Raw genomic sequence first — 16,982 nt, 5'->3', positions numbered from 1 at the left:
ACCCGTCCTCGCGCCGCGCGCTCAGCGGAAGACGACGTGCACCGCGTCCCCGACCGGGACGTAGCCGATGCGCTGGTAGATCGCGTTGCTGGTGGGGTTGGCGAGGTCGGTGTAGAGCAGCACCTCCGCGGCGCCGCCGGCCCGCGCGTGGGCGGAGGCCGCCGCCGTCAGGGCGCTCGCGTAGCCGTGGCCGCGCCGCTCCGGCGGGGTGTAGACCGGGCCGACCCGGGACATCCCGGCGACGGCCGGGCTGGCTCCGGCGAGGGAGGTGACGCGGGCGTCGGCGTCCTCCCAGACCAGCAGGGCGCCGACCGCGATCCGCTGGTCGGCGTCGGCCTGCACGTCGCCGGGGACGTTCACCCCGGCCTCGGCGGCGAACGCGGCGAGCCACCGGGCGACCAGCTCCCGCTCCGCCGGGGCGGCGAGCCGGGCCCGACCGGCGGGCGGGGCGGGCGGGGGCGTCAACTCGCCCAGCCGATAGAGCCGTTCGTTGGTGCCGACGGCCCAGCCGCGGCCGGTGAGCCGCTCCAGCTCGCGGGCGAAGGCGAACACCGTCTCGCGCCCGCCGCCCGCGTCGTCCGGCCGCTCGTCGCCGGCCGCGAGCAGCCGGGCGAGCTCCTCGGCGGCGGCGGTGCCCATCCGCCCGAGGCGCTGCCCGTACGGCGGGGTGCGCAGGGTGGCGCCGGTGACGGTGCCGTCCGGCTCCCGCCACCAGCCGTAGCGCGGCGCGGCTTCGCCGTAGACGTGCGGGCCGTCCCGGTCGACGCGGTCGAGGATGGTGAGCAGCACGGTGTTCTCGGCGGGATCGGCCGCGAGGAACGCCCCGGCCGCGGTGCGGAATTCGTCCAGTGACGTGGTGAGTGTCCAGCCCATGCCGCATCCTCTCCCGGCGCCGGCGCCCGCGGCCATCGCTTATCCGCTATCCGCCGTTCCCGTCCCGCTTTTCGTCCCGCTTCTCGTCCCGCCCGCCTGCCTCCCCCTCCGCGGTGAGCAGCGCGAGCAGCCCGGGGAAGCGCTGATCGAGGTCGGCGCGGCGCAGGGTCGCGGCGCGGCTGTTGCCCCGGTCGACCTGGCGGATCAGGCCGGCTTCGCGCAGGGCGCGGAAGTGGTGGGTGACGGTGGCCTTGCTGACCGGGAGGGCGAAGGAACTGCAGGTGCGGGCGGTGTCGGCGGGGGCGAGGGCGAGTTCGCGGACGACGCGCCGCCGCAGCGGGTCGGCCAGCGCGGACAGCACCGCGCCGAGTTCGATCTCGTCCGTCTCCGGGTGTCCTTCGCGGTCGGGCACCGTCCACCACCTTCCAGGTAAGGCTTGCATCGTACCTCCCTCGCCCGCTAGCGTCCCCAAGGTACGAAAAATCTCTTACCTTCCACCGTCCACCTTCCACCTTTCGGAGGAGCCCCGTGGCGCAGCCCTTCACCCTGGTCGGCACCGCCCGCCCGAAGCCCGAACGCGTCGACGAGCTGCGGGAGTTGCTGCTCTCCTTCGTCGAGCCGACCCGCGCCGAGGAGGGCTGCCTGGAGTACCACTTCCACGAGAAGCGGGACGAGCCCGGCGTGTTCGTCTTCTACGAGGCCTGGCGCACCGAGGCCGACCTGGCGGCCCACCTGGCGCTCCCGCACCTGCGCGCGTTCCAGGAGCGCCGGATGGACTACCTGGCCGAGGACCTGACCGTCCACTTCCTCACCATGCACAGCCCGTACGGGAGTTGACACCCCCGCCCCGGCCTCAGCCGCGCAGCCGCTCCTCCAGCTCGGCGACCTCCGCGGTCGGGCGCTCGCAGGCGAAGTGCCGGCACACGTACGCGGCGGCCCGGCCGTCCAGCAGCGGGCGGTCCGCGAGCAGCGGCACCTCGGTGTCACCGGGTTCGCCGACCGCGACGGCCGCGCCGGGCGCGGTGGAGCGCAGCGCGGCCAGGTGCAGCGCGGCCCGGCCGGGGTCGTCGGCGGGTCCGACCACGGCGACCTCGCGCGGGCCGTCGAGCAGCGCCTCGGCGACGGCGAGGCCCCAGCCGGTGAACCGGGGGGCGCGGGTGCCGAGCGTGGAGACGATGCCCGACGCCCGTTCGGCGGCGGTGCGGTGGCGGGCCGAGCCGGTGTACGCGGCGTACGTGAGCAGGGCGCCGGCCGCGGCGGTCCAGCCGGACGGGGTGGCGTTGTCGGTGGGGTCCTGCGGGCGGCGGATCAGCTGCTCGGCGTCGTCGGCGGTGTCGTACAGCGCGCCGGACGCCTCGTCGGTGAAGTGCAGCAGCACCAGGTCGAGGAGTTCCCCGGCGAGTTGCAGCCAGGACGCCTCGCCGGTGACCGCGTACAGCGCGAGGAATCCCTCGGCGGTGTCGGCGTAGTCCTCCAGCACGCCCGCGTTGGCCCCGGCCCGGCCGTCCCGCGAGGTGCGCAGCAGCCGCCCCTCGGAGGTGAGGTGGACGGCGATCAGCAGGTCGGCGGCCCGCTCGGCGGCCTCGACCAGGTCCGGGCGCTCCAGCAGCGCGCCGGCCTCGGCGAGCGCGGCGATCGCCAGGCCGTTCCAGGCCGCCACCACCTTGTCGTCCCGCGCGGGGGCGGGGCGCCGCGCCCGGGCCTCGAACAGCTTCGCCCGGATCTCCTCGTACTTCTCCCCGTCCTCCGGGTCCCTGAGCAACTGGAGCACCGAACTGCCGTGCTCGAACGTCCCGGTGACGTCGAACAGCTCCACCGCGAGGGCGGCGTCCGCCTCGCCCAGCACCTGCTCCAGCTGCTCCGGCGTCCACGCGTAGTACGCGCCCTCGGCGGTCTTCCCACTCGCCGCGTCCAGCGAGTCGGCGTCCAGCGCGGAGGCGAACCCGCCCTCGGGGGTGCGCAGTTCACGCAGCAGGAAGTCGGCGGTCTCCAGCACGACCCGGCGGGCCCGCGGCTCGCCGGTGGCCCGCCACAGGTGCAGGTAGACCCGCAGCAGCAGCGCGTTGTCGTACAGCATTTTCTCGAAGTGCGGCACCGTCCAGGTCGCGTCCACCGCGTACCGGGCGAACCCGCCGCCCAACTGGTCGTAGATCCCGCCGCGCGCCATCGCCTCGCAGCTGCGCTCCACCATCTGCAGCGCCGCCTCGGACCCGGTCCGCGCGTGGTGCCGCAGCAGGAACTCCAGCACCATCGACGGCGGGAACTTCGGCGCCCCGCCGAACCCGCCCCGCCGCTCGTCGAACGACCGCGCCAACTCCACCACCGCCTGGTGCAGTTCCCCCTCCCCGGGCACCCGCGCCACCCCGCTGCCCACCGCGTACACCGAGGCCCGCTCCGCCAGGTCCCGGCTGATCCGCCCGGCCACCTCCCCGACCTCGTCCCGCCGCCCCGTCCACGCCTTGTCCACGCCCTCCAGCACCTGCCGGAACGAGGGCATCCCGTGCCGCGGCTCCGGCGGGAAGTACGTCCCGAAGTAGAACGGCTCCTTCCCCGGCGTCAGGAACACCGTCATCGGCCACCCACCCTGCCCCGTCGCCGCCTGCACCGCCTCCATGTACACCGCGTCGACGTCCGGCCGCTCCTCCCGGTCGACCTTCACCGCCACGAACCGCTCGTTCAGGTACGCCGCCGTCGCCTCGTCCTCGAACGACTCGTGCGCCATCACGTGGCACCAGTGACACGCCGCGTACCCCACACTCAGCAGCACCGGCACCCCCCGCCGCTCCGCCTCCGCGAACGCCTCGGGCCCCCACGGCCACCACTCGACCGGATTCTCGGCGTGCTGCAGCAGGTACGGGGAGGTCGCGTCCGCGAGGCGATTCGGCATGCCCCATGGTCCCGCACATCCGGGCGCCCCTGCCAACCGACACGGAGCCAGGGGACCCGGGAACCAGTCCCCATGCCTGCCGACCTGGTCAGTGAACTTCGGTCCCGGACCGGGCGTCGCGGGCTGTTCGGCGACGAGGGTGCCGGCGACGTCGAACGGGGCGCTGCGTGAAGGAGCGGCCGGCCCGCTCCCTGGTGCTCGACTCCGGGGCGTTCTCACTACATTCTGCAGAACAACCGCAGGATGGCAGCGCGCATCGAGGCGTCACGGCAGGCCGGGGGCCTCACCCTCCTGTCCGCTCTGACCGTTGCCGAAGCCATACAGGGGAAGACCGATCCGGCGCGACTGAAGTGGACGCTCCCACGGCTCCAGATGGAGCCGGTCGGTCAGGAGGATTCTCTGACAGCGGTCTCGCTCCTGCGGGAGGCAGGCGACCTCCCCGGTCACGAGTACGCGATCGACGCCCTCGTCGCCGCGCTCGCGTCGACTCAGCCGTCCGGCACAGGACTCGTTCGCCCAGCAACCTGAGCTGCACCGAGTTCCGGGGAGTCCGTGATCGTGCCCGGCTCTGTCTGGGGGCGGTCCTGGCGTAACTCCAGGCCTCGTCCGACGACCGGGCTTCGTTGAGGGCCGAGAACGGACACCTGTCAGCACCGGCCGGACTGCAACCGTCGGTGAGCTCAAGGCTGGAGCCTGCGCGCTACTGTGCTCTCCGAATCATCGAGGAGAAGAAGTGACTGAGGAGAGCTGGCAGATCAAGCGTGGCGACGGCCTGATAGGAACGCTGGTCCTCGAAGAGGTCGACATGTTCTGGACGGACTGCCGCTTCGTTCCCAGTCCCGGGTGGGAGAACCTGCGCCCTCTTTTCGAGGCTTTGCGGGACGCCTGGAGGACCGGTGACACAGACGCTGCTGTGGAAGCTGATGAGGCAATCCATGCTGTAGGGCTGGTTCTTGTTCCCATGGACGGTGGGGCACCGCTCACAAAGTTCCTCCTTCGGATCAACGGGAACAAGGCCCGCTTTCGCTACTGACTGCACGACAGCCCGGTCGACATGGCCGGTCGGGCCTGCCGGCCGCAGACCTCGCTCCGGGGGTGCCAAGGTCGACGATGGGCCGCTTGGTCCAGCCTTTGGTCTCTTCCTTCTTGGCGCGGAGGAAGCTGAGAGCGAGCAGTGATCAGGAATTTCGAGCGAGTTGATTTCAGCTTTCGCTGCGGAGGTCCAGGCCGGCCTGGGCGGTGTTGCGGATCCGCTTGGTGCGGCCGGCTTCGGCGAGGATCTCGGTGGCCTCGGTGTTCGTCCCGGCGGCAGTCCGGAGCTGGAGCCAGTTGGATGACGCGAGCAGGTCGTCCGGCTGCCAGGGCAACTCGAGCGTGACGGCGCGGAAGAGTGACCACTCCCGCAGGCGCTGAGCCAGGAAGGGGTGGTCGATCGCGGCCTGGATCATCGACTGCACCCACCGCTCGTAGGCCGGCCCGGGGTAGAGGTCGGCGGCTCGACGGTCCACGTGCCGCAGCACGGCGGACTGGGCCATCGTCTGATCCGGATCGGTGAGAACGCGGCTGACCAGGTCGACCTCGTCTCGGGCGGCAACGTGCCCCAGGTGGTCGAGGTATGCCACGAAGCGGACGTGCTCGTCCGGGTTCTGCAGGATGTCGTCGAGGTTCATGCGGCCTGCTCCCCGCGCTCGGCCAAAACGCCGTTCTCGAATCGTGCGCCGACGCGGGCCAGGGGCACCAGGTGGGTTCCGGTGATCGCGCGCCGGCGCGACTGGGCGGACTCGACCGGCTTGAACACCATCGCGAGCGCGGCCGCCGGGATGCTCGCACCGCGGGTGACCTCGGTGCGGAGCTTGACGGTCGAGAAGGGCGACTTGCGGCACCACAGGGCGAGAATCCTGGAGGAGGGCCGCTTGCGCCCGCCGGTGGCGTCGTCGACGCGGCGGCTGTCGATCCGCGGGGCCTCGACCTTGGCCGGTCCGGCGGCGGTGACCACTGTCCGGGGCCGGTGGTGGCCGTTGCGGACCACGGGACATCGCCCGTGTCCGTCGCTTCCGGCAGTCAACTCGGCCTTGTACAGGCTGACTTCCACCTCCGGCGCCGCGGCGAGCATCCGGCGAGCGTCCTCGCGGACGATCTCGTCGCTCAGGGAGCCGGACTGCGTGGAACCGTCGCCGGTGACTGCGCTGAGCAAGGGCGCACCCTCCCGACCCGCACTGCAGCGCGGGCCCACTCGAAGACTTTACGGATCATTCGGGAAGGTACGCCCTCCGCACGCCTTCCCGAAACCGATCCACAAGACCTGGGCCTTGCTCCGGGGTGCGTGCCCGCCACGAGGCAAGGCGGACGCACCTCCGACGAGCCCGGCTACGACGACCGGGCCAGCGAGCGGGCAGGGCGCTCCTCCGTCCGGGCGCCGCCCCCGCTTCGAGGTCGTCGCTCTTGGCGCTTGCGCCACTACCTCGCGACATGGGGCCGGTTCGGAAGCTGTCGCCCCTGCACCGCCGGTCGGTCCGCGCGGCCCTTCCGCGCGCCGCAGGCGCGGAGTCGCACGGCGCAGCCGCCCCCACCCCCTTCTTGTGCAAATGACAGTAACTGAAGTACCTTGCAGGACATGCAAGATGACGTGTGGTCACCAACTCCTGTACTGCTGACGGTCGATCTCGTGATCCTGACGCTGCGGGAGAACCGCCTGCACGTCCTCCTGGTGGAGCGGGGCGAAGACCCCTTCGGGGCATGTCCGCCCTGCCCGGAGGATTCCTGAACCACGATCGCGAGGAGATCCTGGATGCCGCTCACCGCGAACTGAGCGAGGAAACGGCCTTGGCCGCCGGCTGGGTGCACCTTGAACAGCTGGCCGTGTACGGGGAATCGGGCCGCGATCCGCGGGGCCGGGTCGTCTCCGTGGCCCACCTGGCGATCGCCCCGGGGCTGCCCGATCCGGTCGCGGGAACGGATGCCACCGATGCCGCGTGGGTGCCTGCGGAAGCCGTGCTCTCCGGCGAGGTGGAACTCGCCTTCGACCACCGCCGAATCGCCACGGACGGGATCGAGCACGCGCGCACCAAGCTCGAGTTCTCGGCGCTGGCCACGGCGTTCTGCGGCGAGGAATTCACCATCGCGGAGCTGCAACAGGTGTACGAGGCCGTCTGGGGCACCGAACTCGACACCCGCAATTTCTACCGGAAGGTCCAAGCCGCGAAGGGATTCATCGTCCCCGTCGGCACGGACCGCAGGACCACGGGCGGGCGGCCCGCACGGCTGTACCGGGCGGGTCCGAAAACCGTGCTGTTCCCGCCGCTGATCCGACCCGCGCCGTCCGCGGCGGAAGAGGACACGAGAGAGGAAGAGGAGTAGATGTCGAAAGGCCCGGTGGTGATTCTCACCGCCCTCAATCTCGAGTACCAGGCCGTGCGCCAGAAGCTGGCGAATCCGCAGGTGCACCGCCACGAACGTGGGACGCGGTTCGAGGTGGGAACCGTGCAGGGTACGTCGTGCCGTGTCGCGCTCGGTCTGACGAACAAGGGGAACCATTCCGCCGCGGTGATCGCCGAACGCGCGATCCAGGAGTTCTCGCCGGTGGCCGTGCTGTTCGTCGGAGTCGCCGGCGCCCTGTGGGACACCACCAGGCTGGGCGACGTGGTGATGGCGTCGCACGTGTACGCCTACCACGGCGGGACCAGCGAGGACGACGGGCTCAAAGCCCGCCCCCGGGTGTGGGAAGCACCGCACGGCATCAGCCAGCTCGCCTCGCACCTGGCCCGCTTGAACGACTGGGCGGACCCCGCGCCCGACCGCGAGGACGCGCCGCAGGTCCGCTTCGGGGCGATCGCCGCCGGCGAGGTCGTCCAGAACTCGCGGATCTCGGCCGAGGCGAAGTGGATCCGGCAGCACTACAACGACGCACTCGCCATCGAGATGGAGGCGGCCGGCGTGGCACAGGCCGGCCATCTCAACGGGGCGCCGGTGGCCGTCATCCGGGGGATCAGCGACCGGGCGGACGGCACGAAGAACAGCGCGGACGACCGCAACTGGCAGCCGCGGGCCGCGGCGAACGCGGCGGCGTTCGCCACCCGGCTGGCGGTGGAACTGGCGAGGGAACAGGAGGAGAGCGCCGTGCCCCGGGACGACAGTATCCGTTCGGCCGACCGGCTCGACCACCACATCAACAACACCGCCCACCACAGCACCGTCGGCATCATGGCCGGCACGGTCACGGGTAGCAGCGTCCACCTGAACACGCTCCCGCAGGCATCCGGCCCGACCGACCTGATCGCGGAACTGAACTTTTTCCGCGAGCAGTTGGGTCGGCACCGCGCCGAGGGCATCCTCGACGAGGACACCTACCGGGAGGCCCTGACCGACCTGGACTCCGCCCTCCGGTCGGCCGGGGGGAACACCCCCGAAACGTCGAAGCGGACGGTCATGACGCTCAGGAGGCTGCGCGGACTGGTCGCGGAGTGCCCCGCGCTGGTGACCGCCCTGAACTCCCTGGTCACCGCGGCCGGCGGCCCGGCATGAGCAACGACAACGGTGCCGCGTACAGCTCGTCCGCCCACGGCTCCACCATCGGGATCCAGGCCCAGATCGTGCACGACTCCACCGTCTACATCACCCACCCGGATGCCTCGCCGCAGGAGAAGTACCGCGTGGGCGTACGGCTCCTGCAGGACGGCGTCCCCAGCCGCGCCCGCAAGATGATCACCGACGCGATCGCCCGCGGGTACGACGGTGCGGAGGTGCGTTTCCACTGGGTGCTCGCCATGCTCAGCGCCCGCACCCACCACGACCTCGGCACCGAAGAGGTCCAGGCACTGCGCCACGCCTCCGGACTCGTGCGGACCTACGCCGAGGACGGGTGGAAGGAGGCCCTGCGCGTCACCTTCGACCTGCTGGCGGTGCTCAGCACGGCCGGCGGCGAGACCGGCCCCGTGCTGAAGCAACTGCAGGACCTGCCGTCCTACCAGCACGACGCGATCCTCCGTCACCTCGACCTCATGCTCACCGGGGGGCTGAAGGACGACCTGTGGGCGGAGACCCTCGAACGGGCCGGGGCAGAGCGTTTCGGCAATGATCGGGCCCAACGGGTCTGGGCCTACTTCGCGCCCGTCCCCATCGGGGCGCGGGCCCTCCCGCCCCGCCCGAGCACCGCTGCTGCCGCCCGGGCGGCCCTCCCGGCCCGGGTGGCCCTGTTCGTCGTCAGCAGCGCGCTGCTCTGGGCCCTGGCACTGGTCGCGGAGCCGACCCGGGCGGTCGCCGAGCTGCTGGTGGCGCTCGCCGCGGGCTCGGCCGCGGCCCGCCTAGGCGTCCGGTGGTGGGGGCGGGAGATCCGGCCGGGCCGCCCGGCCGGGTCCGGAATCCCGCGCCCGCGCGATCCGGCTCCGGCCGAGGGCAGGTTCACCGACAGCGTCCGCCAGTCGTTCGACTACTACTTCAGCATCCGCGCGCCCTACGGGTTCACCTCGGAGTCCTGGCTCGCCCACACCGCCGAGGTCCGCAGCAGCCTCGCCGCAGAGATCGCGGACCTCTACCGGGAGAGCCGGGTCGGTGTGGACCGGGTCAACTGGCTGATCCGGCACCTCGCCGAGGACACCCGGAACCGCCACAACAACGGCACCCTGTTCGACCGGCACCAGGAGCGGACCCCGGATCGGACGAAGGCCCTGACCGTGGCGGCCCTCGCCGTCGCCGCCGCCGCGACCCTGGCCGCGTGCGGCACGGCGCTGTCCGGCGCCGCCCAACCCCGCCCGCTGTGGACGTTCCTGGCCGTGCTCGGTGCGGCCTGGTCCGGGCACGCGGCCGCTTCCCGGTGGCTGGAGGTCCGGCGCGAGGAGTACCGGCTGGCCCGGGAGACCCTGGAGTACCAGGAGCAGCTGACCGCACGGCAGGCCGCCTACCAGCGCTGGAAGTCACGCCTGGACGACCTGCGCCCCAGCGAGCGGGAGATGGAGACCTGGCTCACCTGCGACAAGACCTCGTTCGTCGACGAGGCGCTCCGGCACCACCGGCTCACCTGGCGCGACCTGATCACCCACACCATCCTGGTGGCCCCGGGTCCCTCCTACAAGCGCGGCCGGGTCAGGGGCGGCCCCTGGCGGTACTCGCACTACGTCTTCCGCCTGTTCCTGTTCACCCGGGACGGCATCCGCGAGGTCAGCTCCGAGTTCAACTTCTCGGACGCGACACGCCGGAACGAGCAGCGGAGCAATTACCGGTTCGACGCACTCTCCTCCGTGCAGGTGACGGAGAACGTCGACATCGGCTACGACCTGGAGCTCGTCCTCACCAACGGACCGGCCAGGAAGATCCGCATCAAGGACGCCGACGCCCACCAACTGGCGCCGGACGAGAACTCCCAGGAGATCTCCGAGATCACCCTCAGCGCGACCGGCTCCACCCACACCTTCCGCCTTCTGGAGGGGATAGCGGCCGACGGGAGGAGCTGGATCGAACGGCACGGCTCCGAGAACCTGACGTCCCTTCAGGTCGTCGGCTGACCCCGAACTCGAGCATAGGAGCGCCTGTGACCTCCACGGACGACGTCTCCGAGAGCAGGATCCTGCTGACCGAGTACGACCACCTCAAGGAGGAGCAGAAGACCCGGATAGGGTTCCGCGACAACCTGCTCTACTTCACCCTCGCCGCGGCCACCGCGGTCGTGGCGGTCACCGTCCAGAGCGGGCAGTTCCCGCTGCTGCTCTCCGTCCCCGCGATCTGCCTGATCCTGGGCTGGACCTACCTGGTCAACGACGAGAAGATCTCCGCGATCGGCCACTACGTCCACGACCGGCTGGGACCGAGGCTCGGGGAACTCACCTCCGCCCGCGGCACGGTGTTCGACTGGGAGGCCTACCACCGCAACCTCGCGGGCCGCACCGTGCGCAAGCGGCTCCAGACCGCAGTGGACCTGTTCACGTACCTGGCCCTGCCCATGGTCTGCACGACCGCGTTCTGGTGCTCCCCCACCGTTCAGCCCCTGCTCGTCCTCGCCTCCCTCGTGCAGACGCTCGCCCTGGCCGTACTGGGCTGGCAGTTCCTGCGCCGTACGGAGCGGTAGCACCGGCACCGGCACGCGGGCCGCGACGCCGTTCGCCCCGGGCGGGTCTCGGTCCAGGGGGTGGGGCCACCGGAGGTCAGTCGTCCTTGGGGTCGGGCTGCTCGGTGAAGTCGATCTTCTTGAACTGGGCGTTCATCGACTTCAGGAGGAACCAGGTGGCGATGCCGAGGACCGCGAAGACGACGAAGCCGAGGAGGCCGGGGGTGACCTTGGTTTCGTCGAGGGCCAGGGCGGTGGCGAGCTGGACGGGGTTCACGGGGGTGCTCATTCCTCCATGGTGACCCGGCCTTAAGGCGGCCGGGTCACCGGGGGGTGGTACGGGCGTGGCGGGGTGCGGTTACTTGCGCAGGCCCGCGAAGAGGTCGGTCTCGGGGAGGTCGGTGTCGACCAGGGACTTGGCGAGTTCGTAGTCCTCGGTGGGCCAGACCTCGCGCTGGATGTCGAGCGGGACGCGGAACCAGGGCCCGTCGGGGTCGATCTGGGTGGCGTGGGCGATCAGGGCCTTGTCGCGGATCTCGAAGAAGTCGCCGCACGCGACCTGGGTGGTGATCTCCCGCTCGGCCCGGCCGGACTTCTCCCAGCCCTCGATCCACTCGCCGTAGGGGGACTCGTGGCCGTTGGTGCTGAGGTAGGCGTGCAGGGCGCGGATTCGGCCCATCGGGAAGCCGTGGTTGTAGTACAGCTTGGACGGCTGCCAGGGCTCGCCGGCCTCGGGGTAGGCCGCGGGGTCGCCGGCGGCGTCGAAGGCCACCATGGTGATCTTGTGGGTCATGATGTGGTCGGGGTGCGGGTAACCGCCGTTCTCGTCGTACGTGGTGATCACGTGCGGGCGGAACTCGCGGATCAGCTTGACCAGGGCCCCGGCCGCCACCTCGACGTCCTCCAGCGCGAAGCAGCCCTCCGGCAGCGGGGGCAGCGGGTCGCCCTCGGGGAGGCCGGAGTCGACGTAGCCGAGCCACGCCTGCTGGACGCCGAGGATCTCCCGGGCGGCGTCCATCTCCTTGCGGCGGACCTCGTGGATGTTCTCCTCGACCCACGGGTCGCCCTGGAGCTTGGGGTTGAGGATCGAGCCCCGCTCCCCTCCGGTGCACGTGGCGACCAGGACCTCCACCCCCTGCGACACGTACATCGCCATGGTGGCGGCGCCCTTGCTGGACTCGTCGTCCGGGTGCGCGTGCACCGCCATCAAACGCAACTGCTCGCTCAACGCCTGGTCCCCTTCAGGTACAGGTATGTCCGCTTCGTCGGGTCGGCTCCCCCGCCGCCTCCGGCGCGGACGTGCCCCTCCTATAGTGACGGACTGGAGGGCCCGTCCATTCCCACCGAAGGACGAACCGCCTCCGCGAAAGGACCGAGCCCCGCCATGGACCACAGCCCTACGCCCACGACGCCGGCGGCGACCCCGGCCGCACCGCCGGCCGGCCGCTACAGCCGGGCCGACGACCGGGCCGCCGACCGCAGGCTGCGGATCGCCGCGGTGGTGTGCGGGGTGCTGTTCCTCGGACTGATCGCCTGGCTGGGCGGCTCGTACCTGCTGCGGGAGACCCGGCTGAACGGTACGGTGCCCACCTTCCAGCCGGTGTCGGACACCGAGCTGCAGCTGCAGCTCTCGGTGCGCAAGAGCGACGGCACCGCGGGCGTCTGCACGGTCCGCTCGCAGGGCGCGGACGGCGCGGTGGTCGGCCAGTCGGACTTCCCGGTCCCGGCCGCGGGCACCAGCTACGACGAGGTGGTCACGCTGCGCACCACGGCCCGCGGCACCACCGCGGAGCTGCTCGGCTGCACCCCCGACAAGAAGTAACGCCCCGCCCCGCCCGCTCGCTCACCCTTTCGGAGGCACCGCCGCGCGCGGATGCCACCGCGTTCTCCGACCACCCGCCGCCGGAGCGCCCCCGGCCCGTACCGGGCCAGCACCCGCCCAGCACCCGGCCCGTACCGGGCCCGCACCCGCGCCCAGCACCCGGCCCGCACCCGCCCACCGGCCCGCCGACCACCGGCCCCGGGGGCGGGCCGCTCGGAGACCTCCCGTCCAGGCCGGGAACTTGTTAGGCTCGTGGTTTCGCCCCTTCCGCGCCGATCGGCACGGAAGCGGGCGTTGCTTTGCATCTGCCCAGAAAATCGAGCACACCGCCGCCGGTCCACCCCCGGGGCGGCGCCAGCACCGACGAGGAGCACTCCTGTGACCCAGACCAACGATGACGTGACCTGGCTCACTCAGGACCACTACAACAAGCTCAAGGCCGAGCTTGACCACCTGACCGGGCCCTGGCGCATCGAGATCGCCCAGAAGATCGAGGCCGCGCGCGAGGAGGGCGACCTCAAGGAGAACGCGGGCTACCACGCGGCCAAGGACGAGCAGGGCAAGACCGAGGCGCGAATCCGCCAGCTGACCCAGCTGCTGGAGCGGGCCAAGGTCGGCGAGGCGCCGGCCGACTCGGGCGTGGTGGCCCCGGGCATGCTGGTGAAGGTCGCCTTCGACGGCGACCTCGACGACACCATGGAGTTCCTGCTGGCCTCCCGCGAGGTCACCGACGGCGACATCGACGTCTACTCGCCGCAGTCGCCGCTGGGCCGGGGCATCATCGGCAAGTCGGTGGGCGAGAACGCCCAGTACGAGCTGCCGAACGGCAAGAAGGCCAGCGTGAAGATCATCGACGCCAAGCCCTTCTCCGGCTGACCGCACGCCCCGCGCCGAACGGCCGCTCCCCCGGGTGGGGGGAGCGGCCGTTCCGCGTCCGGGGCCGGTGCGTCAGGGCTGGTGCGTCCGGGGCCGGTGCGTCCGGCACCGCGGTCCTCAGCCGCCCGGTGCGGCGTTCCTCAGCCTGCCGCGCGGCGGTACTTGCGCACCGCCAGCCAGGAGAACACCGCCGTGATCAGCAGCGACCAGACCACCGAGACCAGCGCGGCGTGCTGCATCGGCCAGGAGTCCGGCACCTCGCCGAGCTGGTTGCCGAACAGGCTGCGGCAGGCCTGCACGGTGGCGGAGAACGGGTTCCAGTAGGCGACCGGCTGGAGCCAGCTCGGCATCGAGCTGACCGGCACGAACGCGTTGGAGACGAAGGTCAGCGGGAACAGCCAGATCAGGCCGGCCGAGGTGGCCGCCTCGGGGCTGCGCACCGACAGGCCGATCAGCGCGCCGATCCAGGAGAAGGCGTAGCCGAGCAGCAGCAGCAGGCCGAACGCGGCGAGCATGTCCAGCACGCCGTGGTGGATGCGCCAGCCGACCAGCAGCGCGACCAGCGCCAGCACGACCAGGATGAACGCGGTCTGCACCAGGTCGGCCAGGGTGCGGCCGGTGAGCACGGCGGCCCGGGCCATCGGCAGCGAGCGGAAGCGGTCGACCAGGCCCTTGGTCATGTCCTCCGCGATGCCGGCCGAGGCGCCGGCCACCGCGAAGGTGACGGTCTGGGCGAAGATGCCGGCCATCAGGTACTCGATGTACACGTCGTGGCCGGGCGGGGCGCCGGGGATCGCGATCGCGCCGCCCATGACGTACGAGAACAGCAGCACGAACATGACGGGCTGCATCAGCCCGAAGACGACGATCTCGGGAATCCTGGTCATCCGGCGAAGGTTCCGCTTGGCGACCACCCAGGAGTCGTGGGCGGTGGCGGCGACGCCGCGGCGCGGGGCGACGGGGGCGCCGCCGATGGCGCCGTCGGTGCTGGCGAGTGTCATCTCAGGCGTCCTCTCGCTGGCCGCGGCGGCCCTTCCCGGCGGACGCGGCGGGCGTGCCGCCCTCGTCCTCGCCCGTCCCGTCCTCGGTGGCGTGGCCGGTGAGGGAGAGGAAGACGTCGTCCAGGGTCGGGCGGCGCAGGCCGATGTCGTCGATCTCGATGGAGTGGGCGTCCAGTTCGCGGATGGCGTCGGCCAGTACCCGGGCGCCGCCGCTGACCGGGACGGTGATCCGGCGGGTGTTGCGCTCCACCGTCGGCTCGCCCTTGGCGTACGGGGTGAGCGCGGCGACCGCCTCGGGGACGAGGTCGGCGGCGCGGACGACCACCTCGATGCGTTCGCCGCCGATCTGGGCCTTGAGCTCGTCGGCGGTGCCGCGGGCGATCACCCTGCCGTGGTCGACCACCGCGATGTCGTGGGCGAGGCGGTCGGCCTCCTCCAGGTACTGGGTGGTGAGCAGCAGGGTGGTGCCCTGCTCGACCAGGGTCTCGATGACCTCCCACAGGGCGAGCCGGTTGCGCGGGTCGAGGCCGGTGGTGGGCTCGTCCAGGAACATCACCGGGGGCCGGACCACCAGAGCGGCGGCCAGGTCGAGGCGGCGGCGCATGCCGCCGGAGTAGGTCTTGGCGGTGCGGTCCGCGGCTGCGGAGAGGTTGAACCACTCCAGCAGTTCGAGGGCCCGCCGCTTCGCGTCGCGGGCGCTCATCTGGTAGAGCTCGCCGACCATCTGGAGGTTCTCCCGGCCGGTGAGGTACTCGTCGACGGCGGCGTACTGGCCGGACAGGCCGATCAGGCTGCGCACCTTGTTGGGGTGCTTGAGCACGTCGACCCCGGCGACGGTGGCCCGGCCGGAGTCGGGTTGGAGCAGGGTGGTCAGGACGCGCACGGTGGTGGTCTTGCCCGCGCCGTTCGGTCCGAGCAGCCCGAGCACGGTGCCCTCGGGCACGTCCAGGCTCACGCCGTCCAGGGCGCGGACGTCACCGAAGGTCTTGACCAGGTTCTCGGCTTCGATGGCTGCCGCCATGGGCCTGCCTCATCTCCTGATGCGAGTCGGTTCTGTGGGGAAATCATCGGGTTCGGTACCCGGGCCCGCCGGCGGCGAAGCTCGCGATACATCGCAAGATGCTGTCACTCGCGATATATCGCGTCAAGCGCCGCAGGTGAGGCGGGTCACAGCCTCCCAGTCACCACTGACAACCCGGGCCCACCCGGTGCCACTGGGCCCCAGCGGGCCCCGGTGGGCCTCAGCGGGCCCCGACGGGCCTCAGCGGCTGACCACGTACCCGTCCTCCCGCAGCTCGCCGATCACCGCCGCGCAGTGCTCGGGCCCCTTGGTCTCCAGGTGCAGGTCCACCTCGACCTCGGTCAGGCCCAGCTGCGGGTCGATCCGGACGTGCGCGACGTCCAGCACGTTGGCGTCCATCCGGGTCAGCACGCCCAGCAGGTCGGCCAGCGCGCCCGGCTTGTCGGTCAGCCGGACCCGCAGCGACAGGTAGCGGCCCGCCGCGGCCAGGCCGTGCCGGAGCACCCGCTGCATCAGCTGCGGGTCGATGTTGCCGCCGGAGAGCACCGCCACCACCGGGCCCTCGAACCGCCCGGGTTCGGCCATCAGCGCGGCGATCGGCGCCGCCCCGGCGGGTTCGACCACCAGCTTGAGCCGCTCCAGGCCGACCAGCAGGGCCCGGGAGAGCGCGTCCTCGGAGACCGTCAGCACCCCGTCCGCGAGGGCCTCCACCACCTCGAACGGGATGTCCCCGGGGCGGCCGACCATGATGCCGTCCGCCATGGTGGCGAACCGTTCCAGCGCGACCGGGCGCCCGGCCGCCAGCGACAGCGGGTACGCGGCCGCGGCGGCGGCCTGCACGCCGATCACCCGGACGTCCGGGCGCAGCGCCTTGATCGCGATCGCCACGCCCGCCAGCAGCCCGCCGCCGCCGGTGCCGACCAGCACGGTGCGCACCTCGGAGCACTGCTCCAGGACCTCCAGGCCGACGGTGGCCTGGCCGGTGATCACGTCCCAGTGGTCGAAGGGGTGGATGAAGACCGCGCCGGTGTCCTCGGCGTACTCCCGGGCGGCCCGCAGCGCCTGGTCGACGTTGGCGCCGTGCAGCCGGACCTCGGCGCCGTACTCGCGGGTGGCGGCGACCTTCGGCAGCGGCGCGGCGACCGGCATGAAGACGGTGGAGCGCACCCCGAGCAGCGAGGCGGCCAGCGCGACGCCCTGCGCGTGGTTGCCCGCGCTGGCCGCGACCACCCCGGCGGCCCGCTCGACCGGGGACAGCCCGGCGATCCGCACGTACGCGCCGCGCAGCTTGAACGAGCCGGTGCGCTGGAGGTTCTCGCACTTGAGGTGGACGGGGGTGCCGGCCGTCCCGGAGAGGTGGCGGCTGGTCTGCATCGGGGTGACCCGGGCCACCCCCGCCAGCATCTTCTGCGCGCCCCGGACGTCGTCCACCGTGATCGGCCACCTGTGCATGGGGGCCAGCGTAG

Annotated in this window: 16 protein-coding genes and 4 pseudogenes; 9 read left to right on the top strand and 11 right to left on the bottom strand. The window is 71.9% G+C overall.

Features of this window, described 5'->3' with window-relative positions:
• Positions 1 to 21: 21 nt before the first annotated feature.
• Complete coding sequence (locus QMQ26_RS21740) at positions 22 to 873, bottom strand: GNAT family N-acetyltransferase (protein WP_282202412.1); 852 nt, start codon at positions 871 to 873, stop codon at positions 22 to 24.
• Positions 874 to 919: 46 nt separating this feature from the next.
• Positions 920 to 1,285, bottom strand: coding sequence for an ArsR/SmtB family transcription factor (locus QMQ26_RS21735; protein ID WP_282202411.1), 366 nt, complete (start codon positions 1,283 to 1,285; stop codon positions 920 to 922).
• 116 nt (positions 1,286 to 1,401) lie between these two features.
• On the opposite strand from QMQ26_RS21735, the gene QMQ26_RS21730 reads away from it, so the two are divergent.
• The gene (locus QMQ26_RS21730) at positions 1,402 to 1,710 is read left to right on the top strand and encodes a putative quinol monooxygenase (protein ID WP_111557041.1); all 309 of its coding nucleotides are present in this window, start codon (positions 1,402 to 1,404) and stop codon (positions 1,708 to 1,710) included.
• Positions 1,711 to 1,726: 16 nt separating this feature from the next.
• On the opposite strand, the gene QMQ26_RS21725 is transcribed toward QMQ26_RS21730, so the two are convergent.
• Positions 1,727 to 3,760 (bottom strand): thioredoxin domain-containing protein, encoded by a 2,034-nt coding sequence (locus QMQ26_RS21725; RefSeq protein ID WP_282202410.1) that lies wholly within the window; start codon positions 3,758 to 3,760, stop codon positions 1,727 to 1,729.
• Positions 3,761 to 3,927: 167 nt separating this feature from the next.
• On the opposite strand from QMQ26_RS21725, the pseudogene QMQ26_RS21720 reads away from it, so the two are divergent.
• Together QMQ26_RS21720 and QMQ26_RS21715 are read left to right on the top strand one after the other, a co-directional pair.
• Positions 3,928 to 4,258 (top strand): annotated as a pseudogene (locus QMQ26_RS21720) (DNA-binding protein); the annotation flags it as partial.
• A 235-nt stretch (positions 4,259 to 4,493) separates the two neighbouring features.
• Positions 4,494 to 4,793 carry a hypothetical protein gene (locus tag QMQ26_RS21715; protein ID WP_282202409.1) on the top strand — a complete coding sequence of 100 codons (300 nt, stop codon included), beginning with the start codon at positions 4,494 to 4,496 and terminating at the stop codon, positions 4,791 to 4,793.
• A gap of 169 nt (positions 4,794 to 4,962) precedes the next feature.
• Here QMQ26_RS21715 and QMQ26_RS21710 read toward each other — a convergent pair whose 3' ends face one another.
• The 3 genes and pseudogenes from QMQ26_RS21710 to QMQ26_RS38730 form a co-directional block, all read right to left on the bottom strand.
• Positions 4,963 to 5,430 (bottom strand): hypothetical protein, encoded by a 468-nt coding sequence (locus QMQ26_RS21710; RefSeq protein ID WP_282202408.1) that lies wholly within the window; start codon positions 5,428 to 5,430, stop codon positions 4,963 to 4,965.
• Positions 5,427 to 5,636, bottom strand: a pseudogene (locus QMQ26_RS38735) (IS256 family transposase); the annotation flags it as partial. The pseudogene QMQ26_RS38735 and the gene QMQ26_RS21710, both read right to left, overlap by 4 nt.
• Positions 5,628 to 5,954: pseudogene (locus QMQ26_RS38730) on the bottom strand (IS256 family transposase); the annotation flags it as partial. The pseudogenes QMQ26_RS38730 and QMQ26_RS38735, both read right to left, overlap by 9 nt.
• A gap of 420 nt (positions 5,955 to 6,374) precedes the next feature.
• Between QMQ26_RS38730 and QMQ26_RS21700 the strand changes: the two are divergent.
• The 4 genes and pseudogenes from QMQ26_RS21700 to QMQ26_RS21685 all read left to right on the top strand — a co-directional run bounded on the left by QMQ26_RS21700 (position 6,375) and on the right by QMQ26_RS21685 (position 10,817).
• Positions 6,375 to 7,117, top strand: a pseudogene (locus tag QMQ26_RS21700) (NUDIX hydrolase).
• The gene (locus QMQ26_RS21695) at positions 7,118 to 8,281 is read left to right on the top strand and encodes a 5'-methylthioadenosine/S-adenosylhomocysteine nucleosidase family protein (RefSeq protein ID WP_282202406.1); all 1,164 of its coding nucleotides are present in this window, start codon (positions 7,118 to 7,120) and stop codon (positions 8,279 to 8,281) included.
• Positions 8,278 to 10,257 (top strand): hypothetical protein, encoded by a 1,980-nt coding sequence (locus QMQ26_RS21690; protein WP_282202405.1) that lies wholly within the window; start codon positions 8,278 to 8,280, stop codon positions 10,255 to 10,257. Before QMQ26_RS21695 ends, QMQ26_RS21690 begins: the two co-directional genes overlap by 4 nt.
• Before the next feature lie 26 nt (positions 10,258 to 10,283).
• Positions 10,284 to 10,817 (top strand): hypothetical protein, encoded by a 534-nt coding sequence (locus QMQ26_RS21685; protein ID WP_282202404.1) that lies wholly within the window; start codon positions 10,284 to 10,286, stop codon positions 10,815 to 10,817.
• Between the two features lie 76 nt (positions 10,818 to 10,893).
• On the opposite strand, the gene QMQ26_RS21680 is transcribed toward QMQ26_RS21685, so the two are convergent.
• Together QMQ26_RS21680 and mca are read right to left on the bottom strand one after the other, a co-directional pair.
• Complete coding sequence (locus tag QMQ26_RS21680; protein WP_100836571.1) at positions 10,894 to 11,085, bottom strand: hypothetical protein; 192 nt, start codon at positions 11,083 to 11,085, stop codon at positions 10,894 to 10,896.
• 69 nt (positions 11,086 to 11,154) lie between these two features.
• A complete protein-coding gene (mca, locus tag QMQ26_RS21675) occupies positions 11,155 to 12,024 on the bottom strand; it encodes a mycothiol conjugate amidase Mca (RefSeq protein WP_100836572.1) in 870 nt (289 codons plus the stop codon).
• Positions 12,025 to 12,180: 156 nt separating this feature from the next.
• On the opposite strand from mca, the gene QMQ26_RS21670 reads away from it, so the two are divergent.
• Positions 12,181 to 12,618, top strand: a complete 438-nt coding sequence (locus QMQ26_RS21670; protein WP_282202403.1) for a DUF4307 domain-containing protein — start codon at positions 12,181 to 12,183, stop codon at positions 12,616 to 12,618.
• 378 nt (positions 12,619 to 12,996) lie between these two features.
• Entirely contained in the window at positions 12,997 to 13,494 is a 498-nt protein-coding gene (gene greA, locus QMQ26_RS21665) for a transcription elongation factor GreA (RefSeq protein ID WP_100836574.1), read from the top strand.
• A 140-nt stretch (positions 13,495 to 13,634) separates the two neighbouring features.
• Here the strand turns inward: greA and QMQ26_RS21660 are convergent, their stop codons facing one another.
• The 3 genes from QMQ26_RS21660 to ilvA all read right to left on the bottom strand — a co-directional run bounded on the left by QMQ26_RS21660 (position 13,635) and on the right by ilvA (position 16,968).
• Positions 13,635 to 14,495, bottom strand: coding sequence for an ABC transporter permease (locus tag QMQ26_RS21660; RefSeq protein WP_282202402.1), 861 nt, complete (start codon positions 14,493 to 14,495; stop codon positions 13,635 to 13,637).
• A 1-nt stretch (position 14,496) separates the two neighbouring features.
• Complete coding sequence (locus QMQ26_RS21655; RefSeq protein WP_100836576.1) at positions 14,497 to 15,516, bottom strand: ATP-binding cassette domain-containing protein; 1,020 nt, start codon at positions 15,514 to 15,516, stop codon at positions 14,497 to 14,499.
• Between the two features lie 240 nt (positions 15,517 to 15,756).
• A complete protein-coding gene (gene ilvA, locus QMQ26_RS21650) occupies positions 15,757 to 16,968 on the bottom strand; it encodes a threonine ammonia-lyase (RefSeq protein WP_282202401.1) in 1,212 nt (403 codons plus the stop codon).
• Positions 16,969 to 16,982: the final 14 nt, after the last annotated feature.

Source organism: Kitasatospora fiedleri (assembly GCF_948472415.1).
Classification (GTDB): domain Bacteria; phylum Actinomycetota; class Actinomycetes; order Streptomycetales; family Streptomycetaceae; genus Kitasatospora; species Kitasatospora fiedleri.
Note: the sequence above shows the minus strand (reverse complement) of the source record. Positions and strands in the feature narration are given on the sequence as shown.

What these genes read in the sequence shown, in the direction of transcription:
- QMQ26_RS21740 (WP_282202412.1), bottom strand. Translation starts at nt 873, where the DNA reads ATGGGCTGGACACTCACCACGTCACTGGACGAATTCCGCACCGCGGCC.
- QMQ26_RS21725 (WP_282202410.1), bottom strand. Translation starts at nt 3,760, where the DNA reads ATGCCGAATCGCCTCGCGGACGCGACCTCCCCGTACCTGCTGCAGCAC.
- QMQ26_RS21710 (WP_282202408.1), bottom strand. Translation starts at nt 5,430, where the DNA reads ATGAACCTCGACGACATCCTGCAGAACCCGGACGAGCACGTCCGCTTC.
- QMQ26_RS21695 (WP_282202406.1), top strand. Translation starts at nt 7,118, where the DNA reads ATGTCGAAAGGCCCGGTGGTGATTCTCACCGCCCTCAATCTCGAGTAC.
- QMQ26_RS21690 (WP_282202405.1), top strand. Translation starts at nt 8,278, where the DNA reads ATGAGCAACGACAACGGTGCCGCGTACAGCTCGTCCGCCCACGGCTCC.
- QMQ26_RS21680 (WP_100836571.1), bottom strand. Translation starts at nt 11,085, where the DNA reads ATGAGCACCCCCGTGAACCCCGTCCAGCTCGCCACCGCCCTGGCCCTC.
- QMQ26_RS21670 (WP_282202403.1), top strand. Translation starts at nt 12,181, where the DNA reads ATGGACCACAGCCCTACGCCCACGACGCCGGCGGCGACCCCGGCCGCA.
- QMQ26_RS21660 (WP_282202402.1), bottom strand. Translation starts at nt 14,495, where the DNA reads ATGACACTCGCCAGCACCGACGGCGCCATCGGCGGCGCCCCCGTCGCC.
- QMQ26_RS21655 (WP_100836576.1), bottom strand. Translation starts at nt 15,516, where the DNA reads ATGGCGGCAGCCATCGAAGCCGAGAACCTGGTCAAGACCTTCGGTGAC.
- ilvA (WP_282202401.1), bottom strand. Translation starts at nt 16,968, where the DNA reads ATGCACAGGTGGCCGATCACGGTGGACGACGTCCGGGGCGCGCAGAAG.